This is a genomic window from Paenibacillus sp. J31P190 (genome assembly GCF_059692075.1).
In genome coordinates this window covers 1-21,953 of the sequence record NZ_JCAUAS010000028.1, presented here as the reverse complement: position 1 = coordinate 21,953, position 21,953 = coordinate 1, and the positions used below count along the sequence as shown (strand labels likewise).

The following is a 21,953-nucleotide window of genomic DNA, read 5'->3' as shown; positions in this document are numbered from 1 at the left end:
TAGGAGGAGAACTACTAGAGAGCTAATCTTTTCTTGAGCCAGGGAGGCAGATATCATGATGAAGCAAATTCTTTTAATTACAGATGGATGTTCCAATGTAGGGGTAAGTCCGGTAATAGCAGCAGCACAAGCGCATACCGAAGGCGTTACTGTGAATGTCATAGGTGTGATTGACCATGGTGAGCTAGGGGTGCTAGGCACAGAGGAGATTCAAGAGATTGCTGCGGCAGGCGGCGGGATGAGCCGAATCGTGAATTCAGGCCAACTTTCCCAGACAGTTCAGATGATGACGCGCAAAACGGTCACAACAACGATTCAGCATGCAGTAGGCAAGGAGTTACAAAGTATTCTAGGCTTTAATCAATTGGAGCAGTTACCTCCAGATAAGCGCGCGGAAGTGGTTCAAGTGATCGATACCATGAGTGAAACTACTTCACTCTGCGTTGCTCTTTTAATAGATGCTAGTGCTAGTATGAAGCCTAAACATGCAGCTGTGCGTGAAGCGATTCATGATCTTTTGCTTAGTCTTAGAGCCCGCAGCGGCAAGAGTGAGCTGGCTGTTTTCCACTTTCCTTCGACCAAAACGAGAGATCAGGAACTAGAAATGGATCTCAGTTGGACGAATCAACTTGCAAATTTAGACAAGATGTTCTATAAAATAAACATGAAGGGTACAACTCCGACAGGTCCAGCGTTACTGCAAACTTTGCAGTTCATAACGGAGAAGCCTATCTTACCAAAGACCGAGGATGGGATGCTGAGTGACTACGTGGTATGATGACGCCTTCCGTCCAGGGGCAGAAATCCAAGGGAAATGGAACGGCCGGACGTATGTGGTCGAACGTTTATTAGGTGCTGGTTCCAACGGAGTAGTGGCTCTCGTACGAAGAGGAACAGCTAGATTCGCGCTTAAGGCAGGTCATGAGACCGTTGATCATCAATCGGAGATTAATTCCTTGCTTGCTATTTCGCTGACAGAAACCTCGTTCAAGAACTTTTTAATAGATGCCGATGATATGTCAATAAATGGGAAAGAAGTTTCCTTCTATGTCATGCGATATATTGAGGGAATGACGATTTCTAATTTTATACATAAACGTGGTCAGGATTGGATTTATGTGATTGGTTCTAACCTGCTTCGAAAGTTAACGGAAGTTCATAAGAGCGGCTATGTTTTTGGTGATCTGAAGGTCGAGAATATGATCGTTTCCAATTATGGCGATGTGGATCTCATTGATTTTGGGGGTGTGACTCCTAAAGGCAGAGCAATTAAACAGCTAACCGAAGTGTATGACCGCGGCTTTTGGAATATGGGGGAGCGGGTTGCGGAAGAAAGTTATGATTTATTTTCATTTGCCATTTTACTATTAAAATCGCTCGATCAACGCAAACGCTTCACTGGTTTAGCCAAGACGCTTCCTCAAAACCGAGATCTAGATCAACTCACAGTCATTATGCGTGAAAATTCAGTTGCCGCCCATATCGCTCCATTTCTTCATAAAGCTTTGAATAGTGAGTTTAGTTCTTCGCAAGAAGCCTATCAGTACTGGAGAACGTTGGTCTCCGGTAAGAAGATTACACAGTCAACACTCCAAATGCCATGGCTGAAAATATGCTTCGCCGCTTCCATTTTTATTTTTGGGGCAACGCTCTATATGTACTGGTAGCATGATGGGAAGTGCAGGAATAGAAAGGAATACTGATGGAAATCGATCTTGTTGCCAAGGTAGAACAACGTATTATCGAAGAAAAACTCGTCGATCCAGGAGATGTGGTGGTCGTTGCGGTTTCAGGAGGACCTGATTCCGTGGGGCTGCTTCATGTCCTTTTTGCCCTTGCTGAGCGTTATTGCTGGAAACTCGTTGTTGCGCATGTGAATCATCAATTCCGCGGTGCGGAATCGGATGCGGAAGCCTCTTTCGTAGGGAAGCTTGCAGATGACTTAGGTCTTCCATGCGAAATCGGCGTCATTGATGTGCCAGCCTTTATAGAGGAAACATCACTCAATGGGCAAGCCGCGGCACGTGAGAAGCGCTACGAATTTCTACATCAGATCGCAGCGAAATACGGCGCTAAACGTATTGCCTTCGCTCATCATGCGGATGATCAAGCCGAAACCGTCTTGATGCGGATTCTGAGAGGGACAGGCCCTTCAGGCCTGGTTGGCATGCCGGAACGCAGGCGCGAAAAAAAAGTGGAACTGATTCGTCCGTTTTTACGTATATACAAAGCAGATATTGTGAATTATTGTGCTCAGCATGAAATGACGTATTGTAAGGATAGCAGCAATGAGCTGCGGAAGTATTTTCGTAATCAGATTCGGCTTGATTTGATGCCGATGCTGAAGCAGTATAATGAACAACTTCCAGAGTCACTGAATCGATTGACGGATTTGATGCGAGCTGAGGATGATTATTTGGCCAAAGAAGCCGAGCAGGTTTTTCACCGAATAACAACTTTCAAGCAAGCCTGCTGCCGCATCGAAAGACGTGATTTCACTGAGCTGCACGTTGCTTTACAAAGGCGTTTGATTAAATTAATATTAAACTGTCTTTGTTTGGAAAGAGATCGGTTGGATTTTACACGAATTGAAAGTATGCGTGAGTTGATTTTACAGGATAAGGTTTCTAATCAAGTCCTTCAGGTGGATGAACAGGTTTATATTGTGAGAGAATATGAATCTATTCAATTTCAGACCTTCGCTCCTTCTCCGAAGCCTTATGCTTATGAGGTTGGATTAGATACAAGCGAGCTGAGCCTGCCGGAAGTGGAAGCCAAACTGATCTGTTCATGGGTGCCGGCTAGTTCGAAGGAGACTGCTAATTTCTCATCTGCAACGGACGTGTTTTTGGATCTGGATCAACTTAACTTGCCGCTTGTTGTAAGGAGCCGCAGGTCAGGAGATCGGTTTGAGCCGCATGGTTTAAATGGATCCAAAAAAGTAAAGGATATGTTCATTGATGCCAAAATGCCGCTAAGCCGGCGTGATGTCATTCCACTGCTGGTCGATGCTTCCGGGCAAATTCTTTGGATTGCTGGCTTTCGTAGGTCCAAGCACGCTCTGGTTGGACCAGATACAGTACGTGTACTTCATATGAAGCTAGTGCTGAAGTAATATGCGTAAATTTCGTTCTTCTAGAATGTAAATTTATAAGGATTCATAATATAAAACTAGGGGGTTCATCCTTGTACAGCGATATTCAAGAAGTTCTTTACAGTGAAGAACAAATTCAAGGCAAGATTAAAGAATTAGGGGAGAAACTCTCCATCGATTACGAAGGTAAGAACCCATTGGTTATCTGTGTGCTTAAGGGAGCTTTCATTTTCATGGCTGATCTTGTGAAGCAAATCAGAGTACCATTGGAACTCGATTTCATGGCTGTATCCAGCTATGGTCAATCCACGAAATCTTCTGGTGTTGTCAAGATTATTAAAGATCTTGATGTACCTGTGGAAGGACGTCATATTCTTATCGTGGAGGACATTATCGATAGCGGTTTAACGCTGAGTTATCTGATAGATGTGCTAGAGCGACGCAATGCTAAGACGATTTCGGTCGTTGCGCTGTTTAATAAACCGGCACGCAGAACTGTGGATCTCGAACCTGAATATGCAGGTTATGTGCTCCCAGATGAGTTCGTAGTCGGATATGGTCTGGATTATGCAGAGAAGTATCGCAACCTTCCATTTATCGGCATATTGAAACCAGAGATCTACAGTAGCTAATGTCATTTCCCGCAGACTCATCAGCGCTGTTATGTTGTAGTGCTTTACCGGGATGTGGTAAAATAATAAACGTGTGCCGTTTGAGAGGAGGCTCGGGATGAATCGAATTATCCGGAATACCGGCTTTTATTTACTTATATTTTTGGTTACTGTAGGTATCGTCCATTTCATTAGTACCCAAAACGAGCAAAAGGAGTTAATTACTTACGATAAATTCCGCCAAGCGGTGGTTAACAAAAATGTGGAATCCGTGACCTTAAAGTTTGATGGATACACATATTTGATTAAAGGTAAGTATATTAACCCACCAAGTGGTGCTGATAAGAAAAGCTTTGAGACCCATGCTCCGTTCGAGCCTATGGTCGTTCAGCTGATTGAAGCGAATGGCGTTCCATCGGAAACCTACGAGACTATGGAACGGGATAGCGTTTGGATTAGTTTCCTAACTTCCATCATCCCATTCGTCATTATCTTCATCTTGTTTTTCTTCCTGTTAAATCAGGCTCAAGGTGGCGGCGGCAAAGTGATGAACTTCGGCAAAAGCCGTGCCCGCTTATATAATGAGGAGAAAAAACGCGTCACATTTGAAGACGTGGCAGGTGCAGACGAAGAGAAGCAAGAATTGATCGAAGTTGTCGAATTCCTCAAAGATCCACGGAAATTCGCAGCAGTCGGTGCTAGAATTCCTAAAGGGGTTCTGCTCAATGGTCCTCCAGGAACCGGTAAAACCCTTCTTGCACGAGCTGTCGCTGGTGAAGCAGGCGTACCATTCTTCAGTATTTCAGGTTCTGACTTCGTTGAGATGTTCGTCGGTGTCGGTGCTTCCCGTGTTCGTGACTTATTCGAGAACGCGAAGAAGAACTCACCTTGTATCATTTTTATCGATGAGATTGATGCTGTAGGTCGTCAACGTGGCGCTGGTTTAGGCGGCGGACATGACGAGCGTGAACAAACACTCAATCAATTGCTAGTAGAAATGGACGGCTTTGGCGCGAACGAAGGTATCATTATCGTTGCAGCGACTAACCGCCCAGATATCCTTGACCCAGCCTTGTTGCGTCCAGGTCGTTTCGACCGTCAAATCACGGTAGATCGTCCTGACATCAAAGGCCGCGAAGCTGTACTGAAAGTACATGCCCGCAACAAACCACTTGCCAAAGACGTGAAGCTTGACGCTCTGTCTCGCTACACAACTGGATTCACAGGTGCTGATCTCGAGAATCTATTGAACGAAGCAGCTTTGATTGCTGCCCGTCGTAACCGTAAAGATATTTCGATGGCTGAAGTCGAAGAAGCTTTTGACCGTATTATTGTAGGTACACAGAAGAAAAGCCGGATTATCAGCGAAACTGAGAAACGCATTGTTGCCTATCATGAAGCGGGACACGCGATCATTGGTTATTACGCCGAGAATGCTGATATGGTGCACAAAGTCACGATCGTTCCGCGCGGACGCGCTGGCGGTTATGTCATGATGCTGCCCAAAGAAGGCGAAGATCGCATGATGCAGACGAAGAACGAATTGCTGGATAAAGTAACAGGACTCCTGGGAGGCCGCGTTTCCGAAGAACTATTTATCGGAGAAATAGGCACTGGGGCTTATAGTGACTTCCAGAAAGCAACCGGTATTGTTCGTCGCATGATTATGGAATATGGTATGAGCGATAAGCTTGGACCCATGCAGTTCGGCAGCTCGCAAGGCCAAGTGTTCTTAGGCCGCGATATCGGACATGAACAAAACTACAGTGATGCGATTGCTTATGAGATTGATCAAGAGATGCAAAACTTTATTCGCACTTGTTATGATCGTGCTCGTGCGATGCTTACGGAGCATGCGGATCAGATTCATCTCGTAGCCAAAACGCTGCTTGAGAAAGAAACACTCGATAAAGACGAAATCATCGAGCTTCTAGAGAAAGGCAAATTGAATGCAAGCGCGGATGACGAAGAGGTCAAAGTGAACATTCAAGGGCAAAGCCAATCTAGCGAAAGCAACAAATTGGAGTTAAACAAAGATAAAGAGTCCAATTCGGATCATTCCGAAGAGTAACAAGCAATAGCAACTCGTAAATCCGGTGTACACGTCAGGTGTACCCGGATTTTCTGGTTTTTTCGGCATATTTGCGCATTGACAGGGGATGTGAGAATGTGTAAATTAGTTGTAAATCTCTAATTTTATTACGATTAGAACATACTATTGTTAATCCTATTTTTAGATAGACAAGAAGTACATTTTACGTCCCAGACAGGGGAGGAAGCACCATGGAAGCTCTAGCATTAGAACGCAAAGCGGAGCAGAACCGCGAACTCAAGGAACGGTTGCTGCAGCTAAAGAAAGAACGGAATGCTATTATTCTTGCTCATTATTATCAACGTGACGAAGTTCAAGAGGTTGCCGATTTCCGGGGGGATTCCTTTCTGCTTGCGCAGAAGGCAGCGCAAACCGATGCTGATGTGATTGTATTCTGTGGCGTACATTTCATGGGGGAAAGTGCTAAGATTCTTGCTCCTAACAAAACAGTCATTATTCCTGACGAACGTGCAGGCTGCCCGATGGCGGATATGGTGAATGTAGAAGGTCTACGTGCTTTGAAACGCCAGCATCCTAATGCTAAAGTTGTTGCTTACATTAATACATCTGCTGATGTGAAATCAGAAACAGATATTTGCTGTACTTCGGCAAATGCTATCAATGTTATCAATTCCGTCGATTCAGATGAGATCATCTGGGTGCCGGATAAAAATTTGGGCGACTATGTATCAAAATTCACAAGCAAAAAAGTGATCATCTGGGAAGGCTATTGCAATACACATGATATGCTGACCGTTAAAGATGTGGAAGAAATGAGAGCCCAATACCCGAATGCTCAGTTCGTTGTTCATCCAGAATGTCGTCCAGAAGTTGTTAAACTGGGAGATTTCGTCGGAAGTACAACAGCAATTATCAAATATTGCAAAGAGTCCGATTGCAAAGAGTTTATCGTTGGAACGGAAGATGGAACGGGCTATCAGCTTCGTCTGGACAGTCCTGATAAACAGTTCCATTTTGCAACCAAATACTTGGTATGCCCGAATATGAAAGTAAACAATTTGAAGAAAATTGTGAAATGTCTTGAAACGATGCAACCAGAGATTTATGTGCCAGAAGATGTAGCCAATAAAGCAAGATTGTCCTTAGAGCGCATGTTACAAGTAAAGTAGCATGCGCTACTCTCTTGTTTAATAGGCAGGGTACCCTCGCGAAGCATTCCTGTATTCGAATAATCCATCGGATACCGTTTGCTTTGCGAGCAATTAATGGTGAAGAACAGGTGAAACGGCATGATTCCTAGATACCTCGTAGATGTAGATTTAGATTCCATTCCTCATGTACATACAGATGTTATTGTGATTGGCGCGGGCATTGCAGGTTTATTCACTGCTCTTCGCGCTAGTGAAAATAAGAAAGTGCTGATGATTACGAAGAAATCGCTCCTCGACAGCAACACGCGCTATGCGCAAGGCGGAATTGCTGCTGTTATATCGGACGAGGATTCGCCGGAATATCATATGCAGGATACCCTGATAGCAGGTGCGGGACTATGTTCGCCGGAGGCCGTTGACGTTCTCGTTCATGAAGGCCCCAACGGCGTTCAGGATCTCATTCGGATGGGTACCCAGTTCGATCTCGAGAACGGGGAGTTTGCTTTGACCAAAGAGGGAGCGCATAGTCAACGCCGCATCTTGCATGCGCATGGCGACGCCACAGGCGCTGAAATTGTACGAGCTCTTTCGGAACGCACGAAGCAAGATCCGAACATTGAGATCTGGGACGATCACTTCGTGATCGACCTGATCACCCAGGATGGCGAATGCTACGGCGCTCTTGTGCAGAAACCAAGCGGTCAGCGCGTATTTGTGCGCGGCAATGCTACGATCCTTTGCTCCGGTGGTGCGGGACAGCTGTTCCGCTACACAACGAATCCTGACATCGCCACAGGCGATGGAATAGCGATTGCTCACCGCGCCGGTGCGCAAATTCAGGACGTGGAATTCATTCAATTCCACCCTACGGCGCTTTGCTACCCTGGTGCTCCGCGCTTCCTGATCTCGGAAGCGGTGCGCGGCGAGGGGGCTTATCTGCGTAACATCAAGGGGGAGCGCTTCATGGAGCGTTACCACCCCCAGCTTGAGCTAGCGCCTAGGGATGTCGTGGCCCGTGCCATCGTCGACGAGATGGAGAATTGCAAATCGACCTTCGTCTATATCGACATTACGCACGAATCCGAAGAGTTAATTAAACATCGATTCCCGACGATATATGAATATTGCCTCAATTACGGTCTAGATATGAGCACCGACTGGATTCCGGTTGCTCCCGCAGCTCATTATATGATGGGCGGTGTCAAGACAGATCTACACGGAGAAACGATCATCCGCCGTCTTTTCGCTTGTGGGGAAGTGTCCTCTACAGGTGTACATGGCGCTAATCGATTAGCCAGTAACTCCCTATCTGAAGCTATTGTGTTCGGTAGAAGAATCATCGAACGGATTCAGGAGCTCGCGCCTTTGGAAGGCAACATTCAAATACGTGCTGAATCCAAAGCGCCAAGAACGGAAATCCCGAATCAAGCCGTTGTCGAGAAAAAGCTTAAGCTGCAGAAGGTTATGCTGCGTTACGCGGGACTGAAACGTTCAGCCAAAGGCTTGCAAAAAGGGTATGACGAATTGGCAAGACAACTCTCTATCTTCGGTTCTTTGATGACGAAACGTGAAGATTATGAGTTTGCGAATTTACTTAACTGTGCGCTTCTAACGACAACAGCGGCTCTAGCGCGGGAGGAAAGTCGTGGCGGTCATTACCGGGAAGATTTCGCTGAACGGGATGATCAAGCATGGAAGAAGCATATTGTTTTTAAGCGCGGGGAAGATAGCATTGAGGAGTGGATTTAATATGCTGGATTTAAATATGGAACTCATTCGTAAACATATTCGGCTTTGGCTGGAAGAGGATATTGGAACCGGCGATGTCACGACTCTGACAACGATCCCTTTGGAACATGCGTCCAAAGGGATTATCCACGTCAAAGAAGACGGAATAGTCTGTGGACTCCGAATCGCCCAGGAAGTTTTTACTGTGGTTGATACTTCTCTTCGTTTTGAAACTAAAGTAGTTGAAGGATCGTCTGTTTATAAAGGGACCATACTAGCTGAAGTGGAAGGCAATACGCGCAGTATTCTGCTAGGTGAACGATTAAGCCTTAATTTGATGCAGCGATTATCTGGAATTGCAACCAAAACACGTGAGTTTGTCGATGCTTTAGAAGGCGTGCCGACTAGACTTGTCGATACACGGAAGACGACTCCGGGACACAGATTGCTTGAGAAGTATGCTGTACGAGTTGGTGGAGGTCATAATCACCGATTTGGACTCTACGATGCTGTGATGATTAAAGACAACCATATTAAAGGTTCAGGCGGCATTACACAAGCTATACAAGCGGCTCGGCAGCAGATCCCCCACACGATGAAGATCGAGGTGGAGGTCGAGAATTTTGACCAATTGCACGAAGCATTAGCGGCTGGTGCGGATATCATCATGCTCGATAATATGATTCCTGCGAAGATGAAAGAAGCAGTTTCCATAATTAAAAGTAAAGCGCCGCATATTGTAGTAGAGGGTTCAGGCTCTGTGACACCTCAGACGATTAAAGCGATGGCGGAAACGGGCGTTGATGTGATTTCCGTTGGGCGCTTGACGTATTCGGTTGCAGCGCTAGATATCTCATTGGACTTGAATGAGCGGAAGGAGACGGCACTATGATTCTCGTTATCGATGTTGGGAATACGAACATTGTGCTCGGACTTTATCAAGAGCGAACGCTCCTTCATCACTGGCGGGTTAGTACGAACCGTTCAGCGACAGTCGATGAGTATGGGATGCAGCTGCATAGCCTATTTCAACACTCGGGCATCTCATTTACACAGGTGGAAGGTGTCATTGTCTCCTCCGTTGTTCCTCCGCTTATGAATGTAATGGAAAACCTTTGCTTACACTATTTGAAAAGGACCCCATTCATCGTTGGTCCTGGCATTAAGACAGGATTGAATGTGCGTGTAGACAATCCCAAAGAGGTCGGTGCTGATCGCATTGTAAATGCTGTGGCGGCTCTTGAGCTGTACGGGGCGCCTTGTATCATTGTTGATTTCGGGACGGCTACCACATACGACTACATCGATCCTTCCCAGCAGCTTGTTGGTTGCGCGATTGCACCAGGAATCGGGATCTCAACGGAAGCCTTATATCAAAAGGCGGCGAAGCTGCCGCGCATCGAGCTGGTTAAGCCGAAGAGTGTCGTCGGTCGTAATACCGTAGCGGCGATGCAGGCAGGGATTATTTTCGGCTATGTAGGCCAAGTTGATGGGATTGTTGAACGTGTTATTCAAGAATTTAATGTCAATCCGACAGTTATTGCTACGGGTGGTCTAGCGGAGTTGATTTCCAGTGAATCTCGTACCATTCAGATCGTCAACCCACTGCTTACTTTGCAAGGTCTACAAATGATTTATGAGAAAAATGCATAAGCTGTTTAAGGAAAGGATTTAACATGGGCGATTATTTGATTCGAGGAACAGCGCTGGGCGGAAAAGTTCGCGCTTTTGCCGTGGAAACGACTGTCCTCACAGAAGAGCTTAGCCGAAGACACCAAACCACACCAACAGCCACGGCAGCATTAGGAAGAACGGCAGCTGCGGGACTTCTCATTGCAGCCATGCTCAAGGGTGAAGAGCATCTGATTGTTCAAGTTAAAGGCGATGGACCCATCGGTCAAATCGTGGTCGATGCTAATGCGAAGGGCGAGGCACGCGGTTATGTTGATAATCCGTTAGTCGATCCTCCCCTTAAGGAGAATGGCAAGCTAGATGTTGCTGCTGCAGTCGGAACGGATGGATTTTTGTACATAACCAAAGATTTAGGCATGAAAGAGCCTTATAAAGGCAGCGTTCCTCTCATTTCAGGAGAGTTGGCAGAAGATTTCACGTATTATTTTGCCATGTCTGAACAAACGCCGTCAGCAGTTGCGCTAGGGGTATTGGTAAATACGGATCACTCCATTCTGGCTTCAGGCGGATTCGTTATTCAATTGCTCCCAGGATTAACAAATGATGAAATTGGGGACATTGAAGGGATGCTCGCTCGCATTCCATCCTTCACAAACATGCTCGGCGGGGGTTTGAACTTAGAAGAAATCCTTCAAACCGTACTACCATCTTTCCAGAAGCTTGATCAGATGGATGTCATGTTCCGCTGTAAATGCAGTCGTGAAAGAGTTGAAACAACGCTTATTTCCTTAGGGAAGACAGAGCTGCAAGAAATTCTTGAAGATGAAGGGTTTGCTGAGGTCGTTTGTCATTTCTGCAATGAAGCTTATCGGTTTAACGAAGATGATTTGAAACGAATGATTGAATTATAGAGCAAGCAGCATTATAGATGTAAAGAGGGAGTCAGGATGCAAACGTGAAGCGATTGTGGGGAGTCATTATCGTGATGGCTGTAGGTAATCTCGTGCTCGCATCCTTGCTGTTCACCCATACCATAAACCAATCAGAACCAAGTCAACCACCAGAACCTGAGAAACAGGGTGAGCAGAAGAATGATCGGGTAGTCGCCAAAGTTGGAAATCGTGATATGACCATTCTGGAGCTTCAAACAGCTCTTGAACGTCATTATGGGGCAGAACTGCTGGGTCAAATGTTGGATCGTGAAGTGATACGTCTGGAAGGCAACGAGACAGGGACTACGATTGGAAGCGCGGAGATTAACCGTGAGTTGAAACGGATGCAGCAAGGTTATGAGAGTGAGCAACAATTTTATGCATCCATGCAAAATCAGTTAGGTTTGTCAGAGCAAGAAATCAAGGAAGATGTAACCAATAAATTGTTACTTGAGAAGCTCGCAACCAAACATATTCAGATAACGGATGCTCAGGTAGAAGACTATATGAAGACGCACGCCGATGAATTCAAGCAAGATACCGAATATAATATTCTTCAGATTATCGTGTCAACCAAGGATCAAGCGAATAAAGTCATTGCGGAACTGGCGAAAGGAGAGAATTTTGCGACCCTTGCCAGAGATCGTTCCCTGGATGATGCAACCAATAACTCCGGCGGTGATTTGGGTTGGATTGAAGGAGACGATCCTTTTGTTGCTGCTCCTGTTCTTGAGACGGCGAAACAACTGAAGGTTGGAGAAGTGAGTAAGCCTGTCCCTCTGCCACAAGGATTCGCGATTGTGAAGCTGAAAAATCGGCGAGAGAAAGTAAATCCAGATCTTGCTTTCGTTCGAGAAAATGTGCGGAGAGAGCTAGCGCTTCAAGAAGCACCACCTCTTAAGGATTATGTGCAGCAGCTTCGAGGAAAATGGAAGGTTAGCATTCTTGACCCTCAATTGCGTTGACATTCTGGAAAATATGGTTGACAACCAGTAAGTGCATTGATAAGATGAATGTATTAATACCGACTAATTAACTCGGAAATCATCGATTATTTAACCTGGAGGGGAAATAGCATGGCAAGATTAGTGCAAAGCATTACGGATTTGATTGGCGATACACCGCTTGTTCGTTTGAACCGCGTTGTTCCGGAAGGAAGCGCAGAGATTTATGTGAAACTTGAGTACCAAAATCCAGGTGCCAGCGTAAAAGACCGTATTGCCATCTCCATGATCGAAGTAGCTGAGCAAGAAGGTATATTGAAGCCAGGCGATACGATTGTTGAGCCGACTAGCGGTAACACAGGAATCGGAATAGCTTTAGTAGCAGCTGCAAAAGGATACAAGGCGATTCTGGTTATGCCAGAAACGATGTCATTGGAAAGACGTAACCTGCTTCGCGCTTACGGGGCTCAGCTGGTTCTGACGCCTGGAGCAGAAGGAATGAAGGGCGCTATCAAACGTGCTGAGGAGCTTCAAGCAGAGAATCCTTCCTACTTCATCCCGCAACAATTCAAAAACCTAGCAAACGTGAAAGTCCACCGTGAAACAACAGGTCCGGAAATCGTTGAAGCGATTAATGCTCACGATGGCAAATTGGACGCTTTTATTGCGGGTATCGGTACGGGCGGAACAATTACAGGCGCAGGTGGCGTACTGAAAGAAAACTTCCCGAACATCAAGATTTATGCCATTGAACCTGCTGCATCTCCGGTACTTTCCGGTGGTAAGCCAGGTCCTCATAAAATTCAAGGTATCGGCGCAGGCTTTGTTCCAGACATTCTGAACACAAGCATCTATGACGAAATTATTGCCGTAGAAAACGAAGATGCTTTCGAAACTTCACGCCGTGTAGCCAAAGAAGAAGGTATCCTTGGTGGTATCTCCTCCGGTGCAGCGATTTTTGCAGCGCTTAAAGTTGCTAAAGAACTTGGCGCAGGCAAACGTGTAGTTGCTGTGATTCCAAGTAACGGTGAGCGTTACCTTTCTACGCCATTGTATCAATTCGAAGAGCAATAAGATTACTTGCTACGAACGAGCCTCCAGCTGCTGCAGCTGGGGGCTTTTTTTCTGTGTAAGGTTGGAGTATACTAATGGACAACTAATCATCGGATGTCACAGGAAGGAGGGCAAGTATGATCCTAACAACAGTAGAGCAGTGGCGTAATTGGTCCTCCACGTATACGATGCTGCCTTATGTCATTAAACTGGGACTTGCCGACGACCGGATCGCTTCTTGGCAAGAAGCGTGGAAAGAAGCTGCGCCGGATTCCTTTGTCCTGGAAAGCGGCAAAGGGGGGCGTTACACTTGCTTCGGTTTACAGCCGTTTTCTACGATTCATGGAAACGGTTTGGATGCGGAAATGAGCATGACCAACCAAGTTGATAAGGGCAAGCCTCAAGTTTCACGCTTGCAAGGCAAACCGCTCGATATTGTGAAGCAATGGATGTCAGCTTATCATAGCCCCAAAGTCGATGGAGCCCCTAAATTTCTTGGCGGCTGTGTAGGCTACTGGAGCTATGATGTGATCCGCACCATTGAGAAACTCCAGGAGCAAGCGGCAAATGACCTGCCGATTCCGGATTATAGCTTCGCTATGTATGATCAAGTTTGGACCTTGGATCATATCGATAAGAGTCTGTACATTGCTGTGCATATGCCGCTAGAGAAGAGCAGAGCGGCCGATGACACTTATCTCCGGCAGCTTTATGCACAGGCGCACGCTGAGGCTGAGGCGATGCTCGCTCGCTGGCATGCAGTCCGCTCCAGCAGCTGGTCAGGCTTGCAACTGAGCGGTGTGGACCAACCGGCAATCACGCACGAGCAGCTGCACATCGACGTCGAGAGCATCGCAGGCATCCAGCCTGCCTTCGGCAAAGCCGACTACATCGCGGCGGTGCAGCGCATCCAAGCCTACATTTCCCAAGGTGACGTGTTCCAAGTCAACTTGTCCGTTAGACAGAGCCGGCAGCTGCGCACGACGCCGGAGGAGATCTACGAGGCGCTGCGCATCGTCAATCCCTCGCCTTATATGGGCTTGCTGCGCTTCGCAGGCTTCGCCCTCGTCTCTGGCTCGCCGGAGCTGCTTGTACAGCTCGAGGACGGCGTCCTGCGGACGCGTCCTATCGCTGGCACGCGCCCGCGCGGCAAGGACGAGCAGGATGACCTGCGCCTAGCCGGCGAGCTCATCGACAACGACAAAGAGCGCGCCGAGCACGTCATGCTGGTCGATCTCGAGCGCAACGATCTTGGCCGCATCTCGAAGTACGGCTCCGTCCACGTGAAAGACTTCATGGTCATCGAATACTACTCCCATGTGATGCATATCGTCTCGGAAGTCGTCGGCGAGCTCGCAGAGGGGAAGGATGCCTATGACGTCATTGCGGCGACCTTCCCTGGAGGCACGATCACAGGCGCTCCGAAGATTCGCACCATGGAAATTATTGAAGAATTAGAGCCGGTTCGCCGCGGACCCTATACAGGATCCATGGGATGGATTGACTATAATGGGAATATGGAATTTAATATAATTATACGCACGCTGGTAGCTGTTCAAGGGATGGGCCACATTCAAGCAGGGGCAGGCATCGTCATTGATTCCATACCTGAACGTGAGTACATTGAATCCTTGAATAAAGCCAAAGCGATGTGGAAAGCGATAGAATATAGCGAGCGGAGCATGAGCCGAGCTTAAGCCCTAGCAGGGCTGACGAAAGGGGAGCTTAGAATGATTTTAGTGATTGATAATTATGATTCGTTTACGTACAACCTCGTCCAATATTTGGGGGAGATCGGTGAAGAAGTCATCGTTCGTCGTAATGACGAAATTGATTTAGCTGGCGTTGAGGCCTTGGCGCCGGATCATATTTTAGTATCTCCGGGTCCTTGCACGCCGAATGAAGCCGGAATTAGCTTATCACTTATCGACCATTTCAAGGGTAAAATCCCCATCTTCGGCGTCTGTCTAGGCCATCAATCGATTGGTCAAGCTTTTGGCGGCGACGTCATTCGCGCAGAGCGATTAATGCATGGTAAAACCTCAGAGATTTTCCATGATGGTAAAACATTATTCGAGGGGCTTCCATCCCCTTTTATAGCGACTCGGTATCATTCCTTAATCGTCAAAGCCGAGACGCTGCCTGATTGCTTGGAAGTTAGTGCGCGTACAGCTGAGGGTGAAATTATGGCATTGCGTCATAAGGAATATCCGATTGAAGGCGTGCAGTTCCACCCAGAATCTATCATTACACAGCACGGTCATCAGATCCTGCGGAATTTTCTTCGCCGTACAGCCAAAGCGGGAGTTTAATCTATGATTATTAGTGTCAATGGGATTCTAACAAATGATAAGGAAGCTGTGGTCTCGGTTTACGATCACGGCTTTCTTTACGGCCTCGGCCTTTTTGAGACATTTCGCACCTATAAGAAAGAACCGTTCCTGCTGCCCGAGCATCTTCGGCGTCTAACAGAGGGCTGCCGTGAGCTTGGGATTGGCTATGAGCCGGACCTTGCACACATTCAGCGTCTGATTGATGAGCTGCTTAAAGCCAATAACCTAGAGGATGCGTATATCCGCTACTCCGTTTCGGCCGGAGTTGATATCCTTGGGCTGCCATCAGACGTCTATCAAAACCCAACAGAGATCATATACATCAAGCCGCTTCCACCAAGGGACGAGCAGATCTATACACAGGGCAAAGCGCTGCAGCTGCTGAAGCTGCCTCGTAATACGCCGGAAGGTTTATACCGCTTCAAGTCCTTTCACTATATGAATAATATCCTTGCTAAAAGAGAGCTGCAGCAGTATGACTGGGCAGCTGGCGCAGAAGGCCTGATGCTGACCGAAGAAGGTTACGTAGCTGAGGGTATCGTGAGCAACATCTTTTTCATAAAGGATAGAGCCTGCTATACGCCATCGCTGGATACAGGCATCTTACCTGGCATCACAAGAGCTTATGTGTTACAGCTGGCACAGCAGCAGCAGATTCCAACACAGGGCGGCCTATATCGATGGGAAGATCTCATGGAGGCCGACGAGGTGTTTATCGTTAATTCCATACAAGAGATCGTACCTATTACGACACTGTTTACACCGAGTGGACAATCTCACGTCGTTGGAGAGGGCATCGTAGGTCCGATAACTCGCCAATTTAGTGAGCTTTATAACTAACATCTGATAGCAACAGGAAGTGAACAGTAATGAAAGTGTTATCCTGTAGAGGACATGAGCTGCCCATTGGTGATCGAACGATCATTATGGGCATATTAAACGTAACTCCGGACTCCTTCTCGGACGGTGGGAATTACGTAAGGGTAGAGGATGCGGTGCGCAGAGCTCGCCAAATGGTAGCTGAAGGCGCCGACATCATTGATATCGGGGGAGAATCGACCCGACCTGGTTTTGCCAAGGTCACACAAGATGAAGAATTGCAAAGGGTTATTCCGGTCATTGAAGCAATAAGTAAGGAAGTAAACATTCCTATTTCTATAGATACTTACAAAGCGGAGGTAGCGAAGCAAGCATTAGAAGCGGGGGCGCATATCATCAACGATGTATGGGGCGGCCAAGCCGACGTTCGAATGGCAGAGGTAGCGGCCAGCTACGATTGTCCGTTTATCATCACGCATAATCGTGCGAACCCCACCTATTCTGATTTTCTCCGTGACGTTACTACCGACTTACAGTTTTATGCGAATCAAGCCAGAGAAGTTGGCGTTCGGGAAGAGCGTATTATTTTAGACCCAGGCATCGGATTTGCTAAGACCTACGAACAGAACTTGTTCCTTATGAACCATCTGCGTACGATCGTCGATCTCGGATATCCGGTCCTTTTAGGCACATCTCGCAAAAGTGTCATCGGCCTGACACTGGGTCTGCCTCCTGAGGAACGTCTGGAAGGAACAGCATCGACTGTGGCGCTTGGAATTGCCCAAGGCTGCGGGATGATCAGAGTACACGATGTTCAAGCGATGAAACGTTTAGCGGTTATGACAGATGCCATTATTCGTTCGCAGTTAACCTAAACTTGGAGGTTCCTACATTGGATAAAATAACACTCTCCCGCATGCAATTCTTTGGTAATCATGGTGTTTTTCCGGAAGAGAATAAGCTCGGTCAACGCTTTTATGTAGATGTAGAGTTTATGCTTCCGCTAGACAAACCCGGCAAGTCGGATCATTTGGATGATACGGTTAATTATGGGGAAGTATTTTTTAAAGTCAAAGAGGTTGTGGAAGGCCGCACTTATAAATTAATTGAAGCTTTAGCAGAAAATATTGCATCCGAGCTGCTGCATACTTATACTAGTATCAATGAAGTGACGGTTCGCGTCATTAAGCCGCATCCGCCCTTTGCCGTATTTTTTGACGGGGTAACTGTAGAGATTAACCGAAAGCGGGCAAATGAATGACAGCCGAAGAACGAGAACAAGGCACGATAGCTTATGTCGCATTGGGATCCAATATAGATGATCGTGAACACTATTTGCAGGATGCGATTACAGCGCTGAATCAGGAGTCGGGCATAACGGTTACTGGATTGTCCAGCATCTACGAAACCGAACCGGTTGGCTATGTAGATCAATCTGCTTTTCTTAATATGGTTATTCAAATCATCACCGTTTTACCTGCAGAAGAGTTGTTGTTCACTATGCTTGCCATCGAGAAAAGACTGGGTCGAACGCGCGATTTGCGCTGGGGCCCGAGAACGATCGATTTGGATTTACTCCTTTACGGCGACCATCAGCTTACAACCCCCGACTTGATCATTCCGCATCCGCGGATGCATGAGCGGGCTTTTGTATTAGTTCCTCTCACTGAGGTTCTCTACAAGCGACAAGATGCTGCATTTGAATTCATCTCCGCGCATTTGGAGAAACTGGAAGGAAAGGAAGGCGTCATCCTATGGAAAAAAGCTCAGTAGCTCAGCGTATACGCGCTTTTCGTAAGCTAAAAGGATACACTCAGAACGAATTAGCTGATTTACTCGGTGTGTCGATTGCCATCTTAGGTGCTATAGAAAGAGGTACCCGTAAACCGGATACCAAAATAATAAATAAAATCTCGCAAGTTCTAAATATTGAACCGGATGAGTTAGTCGCAACGGTTGCGAGATGAGAGGAGTGGAATCTTCGGTGCTGAAAATAGGAAATGTCGAAGCTCCCAATAAAGTCGTGCTTGCCCCAATGGCGGGCGTTTGTAACCCTGCGTTCCGACTCATAGCCAAAGAATTTGGTACAGGTTTAGTCTGTGCAGAAATGGTTAGTGATAAAGCCATTGTTCACGGGAATTCCCGCTCGATGGAAATGCTTTATGTTGATGATCGAGAAAAACCGCTAAGTCTGCAAATCTTTGGTGGCGATACCGAAACGCTAGTGCAAGCGGCTAGAATCGTTGACCAACAGACGAATGCAGACATTATTGATATAAATATGGGCTGTCCAGTACCGAAAATCACAAAGTGTGATGCGGGTGCGAGATGGCTGCTCCAACCTGAGAAAATTGAAGAAATGATCGCGACCGTTGTTGCGGCAGTAAGCAAACCTGTAACTGTGAAGATGCGTATCGGCTGGGATTCCGAGCACATTTATGCGATAGAAAATGCTAAAGCTGTCGAAAGAGGCGGTGGCAGCGCTGTAAGCGTCCACGGGCGTACGCGGGAGCAGCTTTATACAGGTAAAGCAGATTGGGACATCATTCGTGATGTCAAGCAAGCTCTGTCTATTCCCGTTATTGGGAACGGTGATGTTGTAACACCTGAGGATGCTAAACGCATGTTAGACCATACGGGTGTAGATGGCGTGATGATTGGACGCGGCGCCTTGGGCAACCCTTGGATGCTTTACCGTACCGTGCAATACCTTGCTAATGGTGAATTACCGCCGGAGCCGACACCGGATGAGAAGATCCGTATCGCGATATTACACATGGACCGTCTTGTTGCTCTAAAGGGTGAGCATGTTGCTGTGAAAGAGATGCGCAAACACATGGCGTGGTACCTTAAGGGCATGACAGGGGCGGCTCGTGTGAAGGATGCTCTTATGGAGATGTTGAAGCGTGATGAAATGGTGCGAGCTTTGAATGATTATGTCGAGCATCTATATGCGCATTCCTCATCACCTACGAATGAAGAATCAGCCGTACTTCAATAAAAAATGCAGCTATGGTTGAGATTGACATTTTGAAACCGTTGCAATATAATCAGTCAATATTAATGTGTTCCTGCATATATTGAAAGACAAACGAGCAACTAACTTATTTAAGAAACGTGAATTCATACTACTTGAATCAGCTCTTTTAAGACCCAACTCCTAGCAGGAAGCATCGATTCAACGATATGAAAATCTTTCACATGACGGGAGATCAGTTGGAAATGGCTGAAAAAGAGGTCATTCTTACACCAGAAGGTTTAAGAAAGCTCGAAGATGAGCTTGAGCATCTGAAATCAGTGAAGCGCCGGGAAGTGGCTGAGAGAATCAAGGTTGCCATCGGATATGGCGATATCAGTGAGAACTCAGAGTACGAAGACGCGAAGAACGAACAAGCTTTTATTGAAGGCAGAATCATTACTTTAGAAAAATTGCTGCGCAATGCGCGTATTATTAATAACGATGATGTCGATACCAACACCGTGAGTGTTGGCTCAATCGTAACGCTGAAGGATTTAGAATTCGGTGATTTGGTTGAATATAACATCGTAGGTACGGCGGAATCCGATCCGTTGATGAATAAGATTTCCAATGAAAGCCCTGTAGGTAGAGCTATTTTAGGTAAACAAAGGGGCGCGAACGTTGACGTTACCGTTCCTGCTGGCGTCATTCAGTATCAAATTATTGATATTAAAAAGTAGCGTGCAGCCGCATTCCTTTGGAAAGCTTCCTTTCGGAAGCTTTTTTCCGGTTTTAGCACCCTTTACTAATAAGTAGGAGATGAAAGCATGAGCCAGGAATTGGAATTGAACGAATTGCTCGTCATTCGCCGTAATAAATTGGACGAGCTTCGCGGTCTAGGAGTCGATCCGTTTGGTAGCAAATACGTAAGGACGCATTCAACCAAAGAAATCCTTACAGCCTACCAAGATAAAACCAAAGAAGAGTTGGATGCTGAACAACATGAGGTCAGTATTGCCGGACGTATTATGCAAAAAAGAGGCATGGGTAAAGCCAGCTTCGCACATCTTCAAGACATTACAGGCAAAATTCAAATCTATGTGCGTGAAGATGCGCTAGACGCAAACAAATACCAAGCCTTTGATCTTCTGGATCTAGGCGATATGGTTGGGGTTCAGGGTGTTGTTTTCAAAACAAAAACCGGTGAAACTTCTATTAAAGTGAAATCGCTTGAGGTTTTGACCAAATCCTTGCTTCCGCTGCCGGATAAATTCCATGGTCTTAGTGATGTGGAACTGCGCTATCGTCAACGTTATGTTGATTTGATTATGAATCAAGATGTGCAGCAGACATTTATTCTTCGTTCCCGTATTATTCAGTCCATGCGTCGGTACTTGGATTCTCTGGGCTATTTAGAAGTGGAGACACCAACGTTACACTCCGTAGCTGGCGGAGCATCTGCACGTCCTTTTAACACACATCATAATGCTCTAGACATGCAGCTGCATATGCGTATTGCGATTGAGCTTCATCTAAAGCGTTTGATCGTTGGTGGATTAGAAAAAGTGTACGAAATTGGGCGTGTATACCGTAATGAAGGTATCTCTACGCGTCACAATCCGGAGTTTACGATGATTGAACTTTATGAGGCCTACGCTGACTATAAAGACATCATGAAGCTTACGGAGGAGCTTATTGCACATATTGCGCAAGAGGTTCTTGGTGGTACAACGGTTCCATATGGCGATCACGAGGTTAATCTAGCTGTTGGCTGGAGACGTGTATCCATGGTAGATGCCATTAAAGAAGTTAAGGGCGTAGACTTTAGCGTGCACATGTCGAACGAGGAAGCTCATCGCTTGGCCAAAGAGCATCATGTACAAGTTGAGCCTCATATGACATTCGGTCATATCGTGAATCAATTCTTTGAAACATTCGTAGAAGAGACTTTGATTCAGCCAACTTTTATTTACGGACACCCTTTAGAAATTTCGCCGCTTGCCAAAAAGAACCCCGAGGATCCGCGCTTCACGGATCGCTTCGAACTCTTTATCGTAGCGCGTGAGCATGCCAATGCATTTACGGAGCTTAACGATCCTATCGATCAAAGAGAGCGTTTTGAAGCTCAGCTGCGTGAGAAAGAGCAAGGCAATGACGAGGCACATGAGATGGATGAGGACTTCATTCGTGCACTTGAATATGGCATGCCTCCAACAGGTGGTTTAGGAATAGGAATTGACCGTTTGGTTATGCTATTGACGAATGCACCATCCATTCGTGATGTACTGCTGTTTCCGCTTATGCGGGAACGTCAAGGTGAATAATGGCTTGCGTTTCGAGGCACCTATCAGTGTCTCGAAACTTTTTAAAATAGCACTTGCAATGTTCATAGCGTCTGTGGTATCTTATAAAAGTTGCCGCTGAGACAACAAAGAGCTTAACAAAAACAACTTATAAAAATAAGTTGCAAAGTAATTCTCGGTATGGTATATTGGTCTTCCGGCTTTCGAAAGAGGGCGGGTTGAACAAGAGGAATTGATCTTTGAAAACTGAACAACGAGTGAGTAAGCACGAACGAGAAATCGTTCAAAAAAGAGATTGCAAAATCTCGCTAGCAACGCAAATGAGCAATTAAGCTTTCAAA

At 46.4% G+C, this 21,953-nt stretch carries 22 protein-coding genes; all 22 read left to right on the top strand.

Annotated elements, in window-relative coordinates; translation table 11 throughout:
• Positions 1-58 precede the first annotated feature (58 nt).
• The 22 genes from AC58U0_RS31505 (at position 59) to lysS (ending at position 21,633) form a co-directional block, all read left to right on the top strand.
• Positions 59-778, top strand: a complete 720-nt coding sequence (locus AC58U0_RS31505; RefSeq protein WP_497382784.1) for a vWA domain-containing protein — start codon at positions 59-61, stop codon at positions 776-778.
• Positions 762-1,667 (top strand): protein kinase domain-containing protein, encoded by a 906-nt coding sequence (locus AC58U0_RS31500; protein ID WP_497382749.1) that lies wholly within the window; start codon positions 762-764, stop codon positions 1,665-1,667. Before AC58U0_RS31505 ends, AC58U0_RS31500 begins: the two co-directional genes overlap by 17 nt.
• Positions 1,668-1,702: 35 nt before the next feature.
• A complete protein-coding gene (gene tilS / locus AC58U0_RS31495) occupies positions 1,703-3,115 on the top strand; it encodes a tRNA lysidine(34) synthetase TilS (protein WP_497382747.1) in 1,413 nt (470 codons plus the stop codon).
• A 71-nt stretch (positions 3,116-3,186) separates the two neighbouring features.
• Positions 3,187-3,726 carry a hypoxanthine phosphoribosyltransferase gene (gene hpt, locus AC58U0_RS31490; protein ID WP_029197788.1) on the top strand — a complete coding sequence of 180 codons (540 nt, stop codon included), beginning with the start codon at positions 3,187-3,189 and terminating at the stop codon, positions 3,724-3,726.
• A 97-nt stretch (positions 3,727-3,823) separates the two neighbouring features.
• Positions 3,824-5,776 carry an ATP-dependent zinc metalloprotease FtsH gene (gene ftsH / locus AC58U0_RS31485; RefSeq protein ID WP_497382746.1) on the top strand — a complete coding sequence of 651 codons (1,953 nt, stop codon included), beginning with the start codon at positions 3,824-3,826 and terminating at the stop codon, positions 5,774-5,776.
• 212 nt (positions 5,777-5,988) lie between these two features.
• Complete coding sequence (gene nadA / locus AC58U0_RS31480; RefSeq protein ID WP_057303838.1) at positions 5,989-6,927, top strand: quinolinate synthase NadA; 939 nt, start codon at positions 5,989-5,991, stop codon at positions 6,925-6,927.
• 120 nt (positions 6,928-7,047) lie between these two features.
• Positions 7,048-8,658 carry an L-aspartate oxidase gene (nadB, locus tag AC58U0_RS31475; RefSeq protein WP_497382745.1) on the top strand — a complete coding sequence of 537 codons (1,611 nt, stop codon included), beginning with the start codon at positions 7,048-7,050 and terminating at the stop codon, positions 8,656-8,658.
• Position 8,659: 1 nt separating this feature from the next.
• Positions 8,660-9,529: a carboxylating nicotinate-nucleotide diphosphorylase gene (gene nadC, locus AC58U0_RS31470; RefSeq protein WP_497382744.1), complete on the top strand. Its 870-nt coding sequence runs from the start codon at positions 8,660-8,662 to the stop codon at positions 9,527-9,529.
• Positions 9,526-10,290 carry a type III pantothenate kinase gene (locus AC58U0_RS31465; RefSeq protein ID WP_047682965.1) on the top strand — a complete coding sequence of 255 codons (765 nt, stop codon included), beginning with the start codon at positions 9,526-9,528 and terminating at the stop codon, positions 10,288-10,290. Before nadC ends, AC58U0_RS31465 begins: the two co-directional genes overlap by 4 nt.
• A gap of 23 nt (positions 10,291-10,313) precedes the next feature.
• Entirely contained in the window at positions 10,314-11,180 is an 867-nt protein-coding gene (hslO, locus tag AC58U0_RS31460; RefSeq protein WP_497382743.1) for an Hsp33 family molecular chaperone HslO, read from the top strand.
• A 44-nt stretch (positions 11,181-11,224) separates the two neighbouring features.
• Positions 11,225-12,166, top strand: coding sequence for a peptidyl-prolyl cis-trans isomerase (locus tag AC58U0_RS31455; protein ID WP_497382742.1), 942 nt, complete (start codon positions 11,225-11,227; stop codon positions 12,164-12,166).
• A gap of 111 nt (positions 12,167-12,277) precedes the next feature.
• Complete coding sequence (gene cysK, locus AC58U0_RS31450) at positions 12,278-13,219, top strand: cysteine synthase A (protein ID WP_057303843.1); 942 nt, start codon at positions 12,278-12,280, stop codon at positions 13,217-13,219.
• Positions 13,220-13,335: 116 nt separating this feature from the next.
• Positions 13,336-14,895 carry an anthranilate synthase component I family protein gene (locus tag AC58U0_RS31445; RefSeq protein WP_497382741.1) on the top strand — a complete coding sequence of 520 codons (1,560 nt, stop codon included), beginning with the start codon at positions 13,336-13,338 and terminating at the stop codon, positions 14,893-14,895.
• Between the two features lie 33 nt (positions 14,896-14,928).
• Positions 14,929-15,510: an aminodeoxychorismate/anthranilate synthase component II gene (gene pabA, locus AC58U0_RS31440; protein WP_497382740.1), complete on the top strand. Its 582-nt coding sequence runs from the start codon at positions 14,929-14,931 to the stop codon at positions 15,508-15,510.
• A gap of 3 nt (positions 15,511-15,513) precedes the next feature.
• Entirely contained in the window at positions 15,514-16,371 is an 858-nt protein-coding gene (pabC, locus tag AC58U0_RS31435; RefSeq protein WP_497382739.1) for an aminodeoxychorismate lyase, read from the top strand.
• A gap of 29 nt (positions 16,372-16,400) precedes the next feature.
• The gene (gene folP, locus AC58U0_RS31430; RefSeq protein ID WP_497382738.1) at positions 16,401-17,225 is read left to right on the top strand and encodes a dihydropteroate synthase; all 825 of its coding nucleotides are present in this window, start codon (positions 16,401-16,403) and stop codon (positions 17,223-17,225) included.
• A gap of 17 nt (positions 17,226-17,242) precedes the next feature.
• The gene (folB, locus tag AC58U0_RS31425) at positions 17,243-17,611 is read left to right on the top strand and encodes a dihydroneopterin aldolase (protein ID WP_057303848.1); all 369 of its coding nucleotides are present in this window, start codon (positions 17,243-17,245) and stop codon (positions 17,609-17,611) included.
• Entirely contained in the window at positions 17,608-18,123 is a 516-nt protein-coding gene (gene folK / locus AC58U0_RS31420) for a 2-amino-4-hydroxy-6-hydroxymethyldihydropteridine diphosphokinase (protein ID WP_307436240.1), read from the top strand. The genes folB and folK overlap by 4 nt, the downstream gene beginning before the upstream one ends.
• On the top strand, positions 18,105-18,317 hold the full coding sequence (locus AC58U0_RS31415; protein ID WP_047682939.1) for a helix-turn-helix domain-containing protein: 213 nt from the start codon (positions 18,105-18,107) through the stop codon (positions 18,315-18,317). Before folK ends, AC58U0_RS31415 begins: the two co-directional genes overlap by 19 nt.
• 17 nt (positions 18,318-18,334) lie before the next feature.
• Entirely contained in the window at positions 18,335-19,351 is a 1,017-nt protein-coding gene (dusB, locus tag AC58U0_RS31410) for a tRNA dihydrouridine synthase DusB (RefSeq protein WP_497382737.1), read from the top strand.
• Between the two features lie 221 nt (positions 19,352-19,572).
• Positions 19,573-20,049, top strand: coding sequence for a transcription elongation factor GreA (greA, locus tag AC58U0_RS31405; protein ID WP_029197805.1), 477 nt, complete (start codon positions 19,573-19,575; stop codon positions 20,047-20,049).
• A gap of 87 nt (positions 20,050-20,136) precedes the next feature.
• Positions 20,137-21,633, top strand: a complete 1,497-nt coding sequence (lysS, locus tag AC58U0_RS31400; RefSeq protein WP_497382736.1) for a lysine--tRNA ligase — start codon at positions 20,137-20,139, stop codon at positions 21,631-21,633.
• Positions 21,634-21,953: the final 320 nt, after the last annotated feature.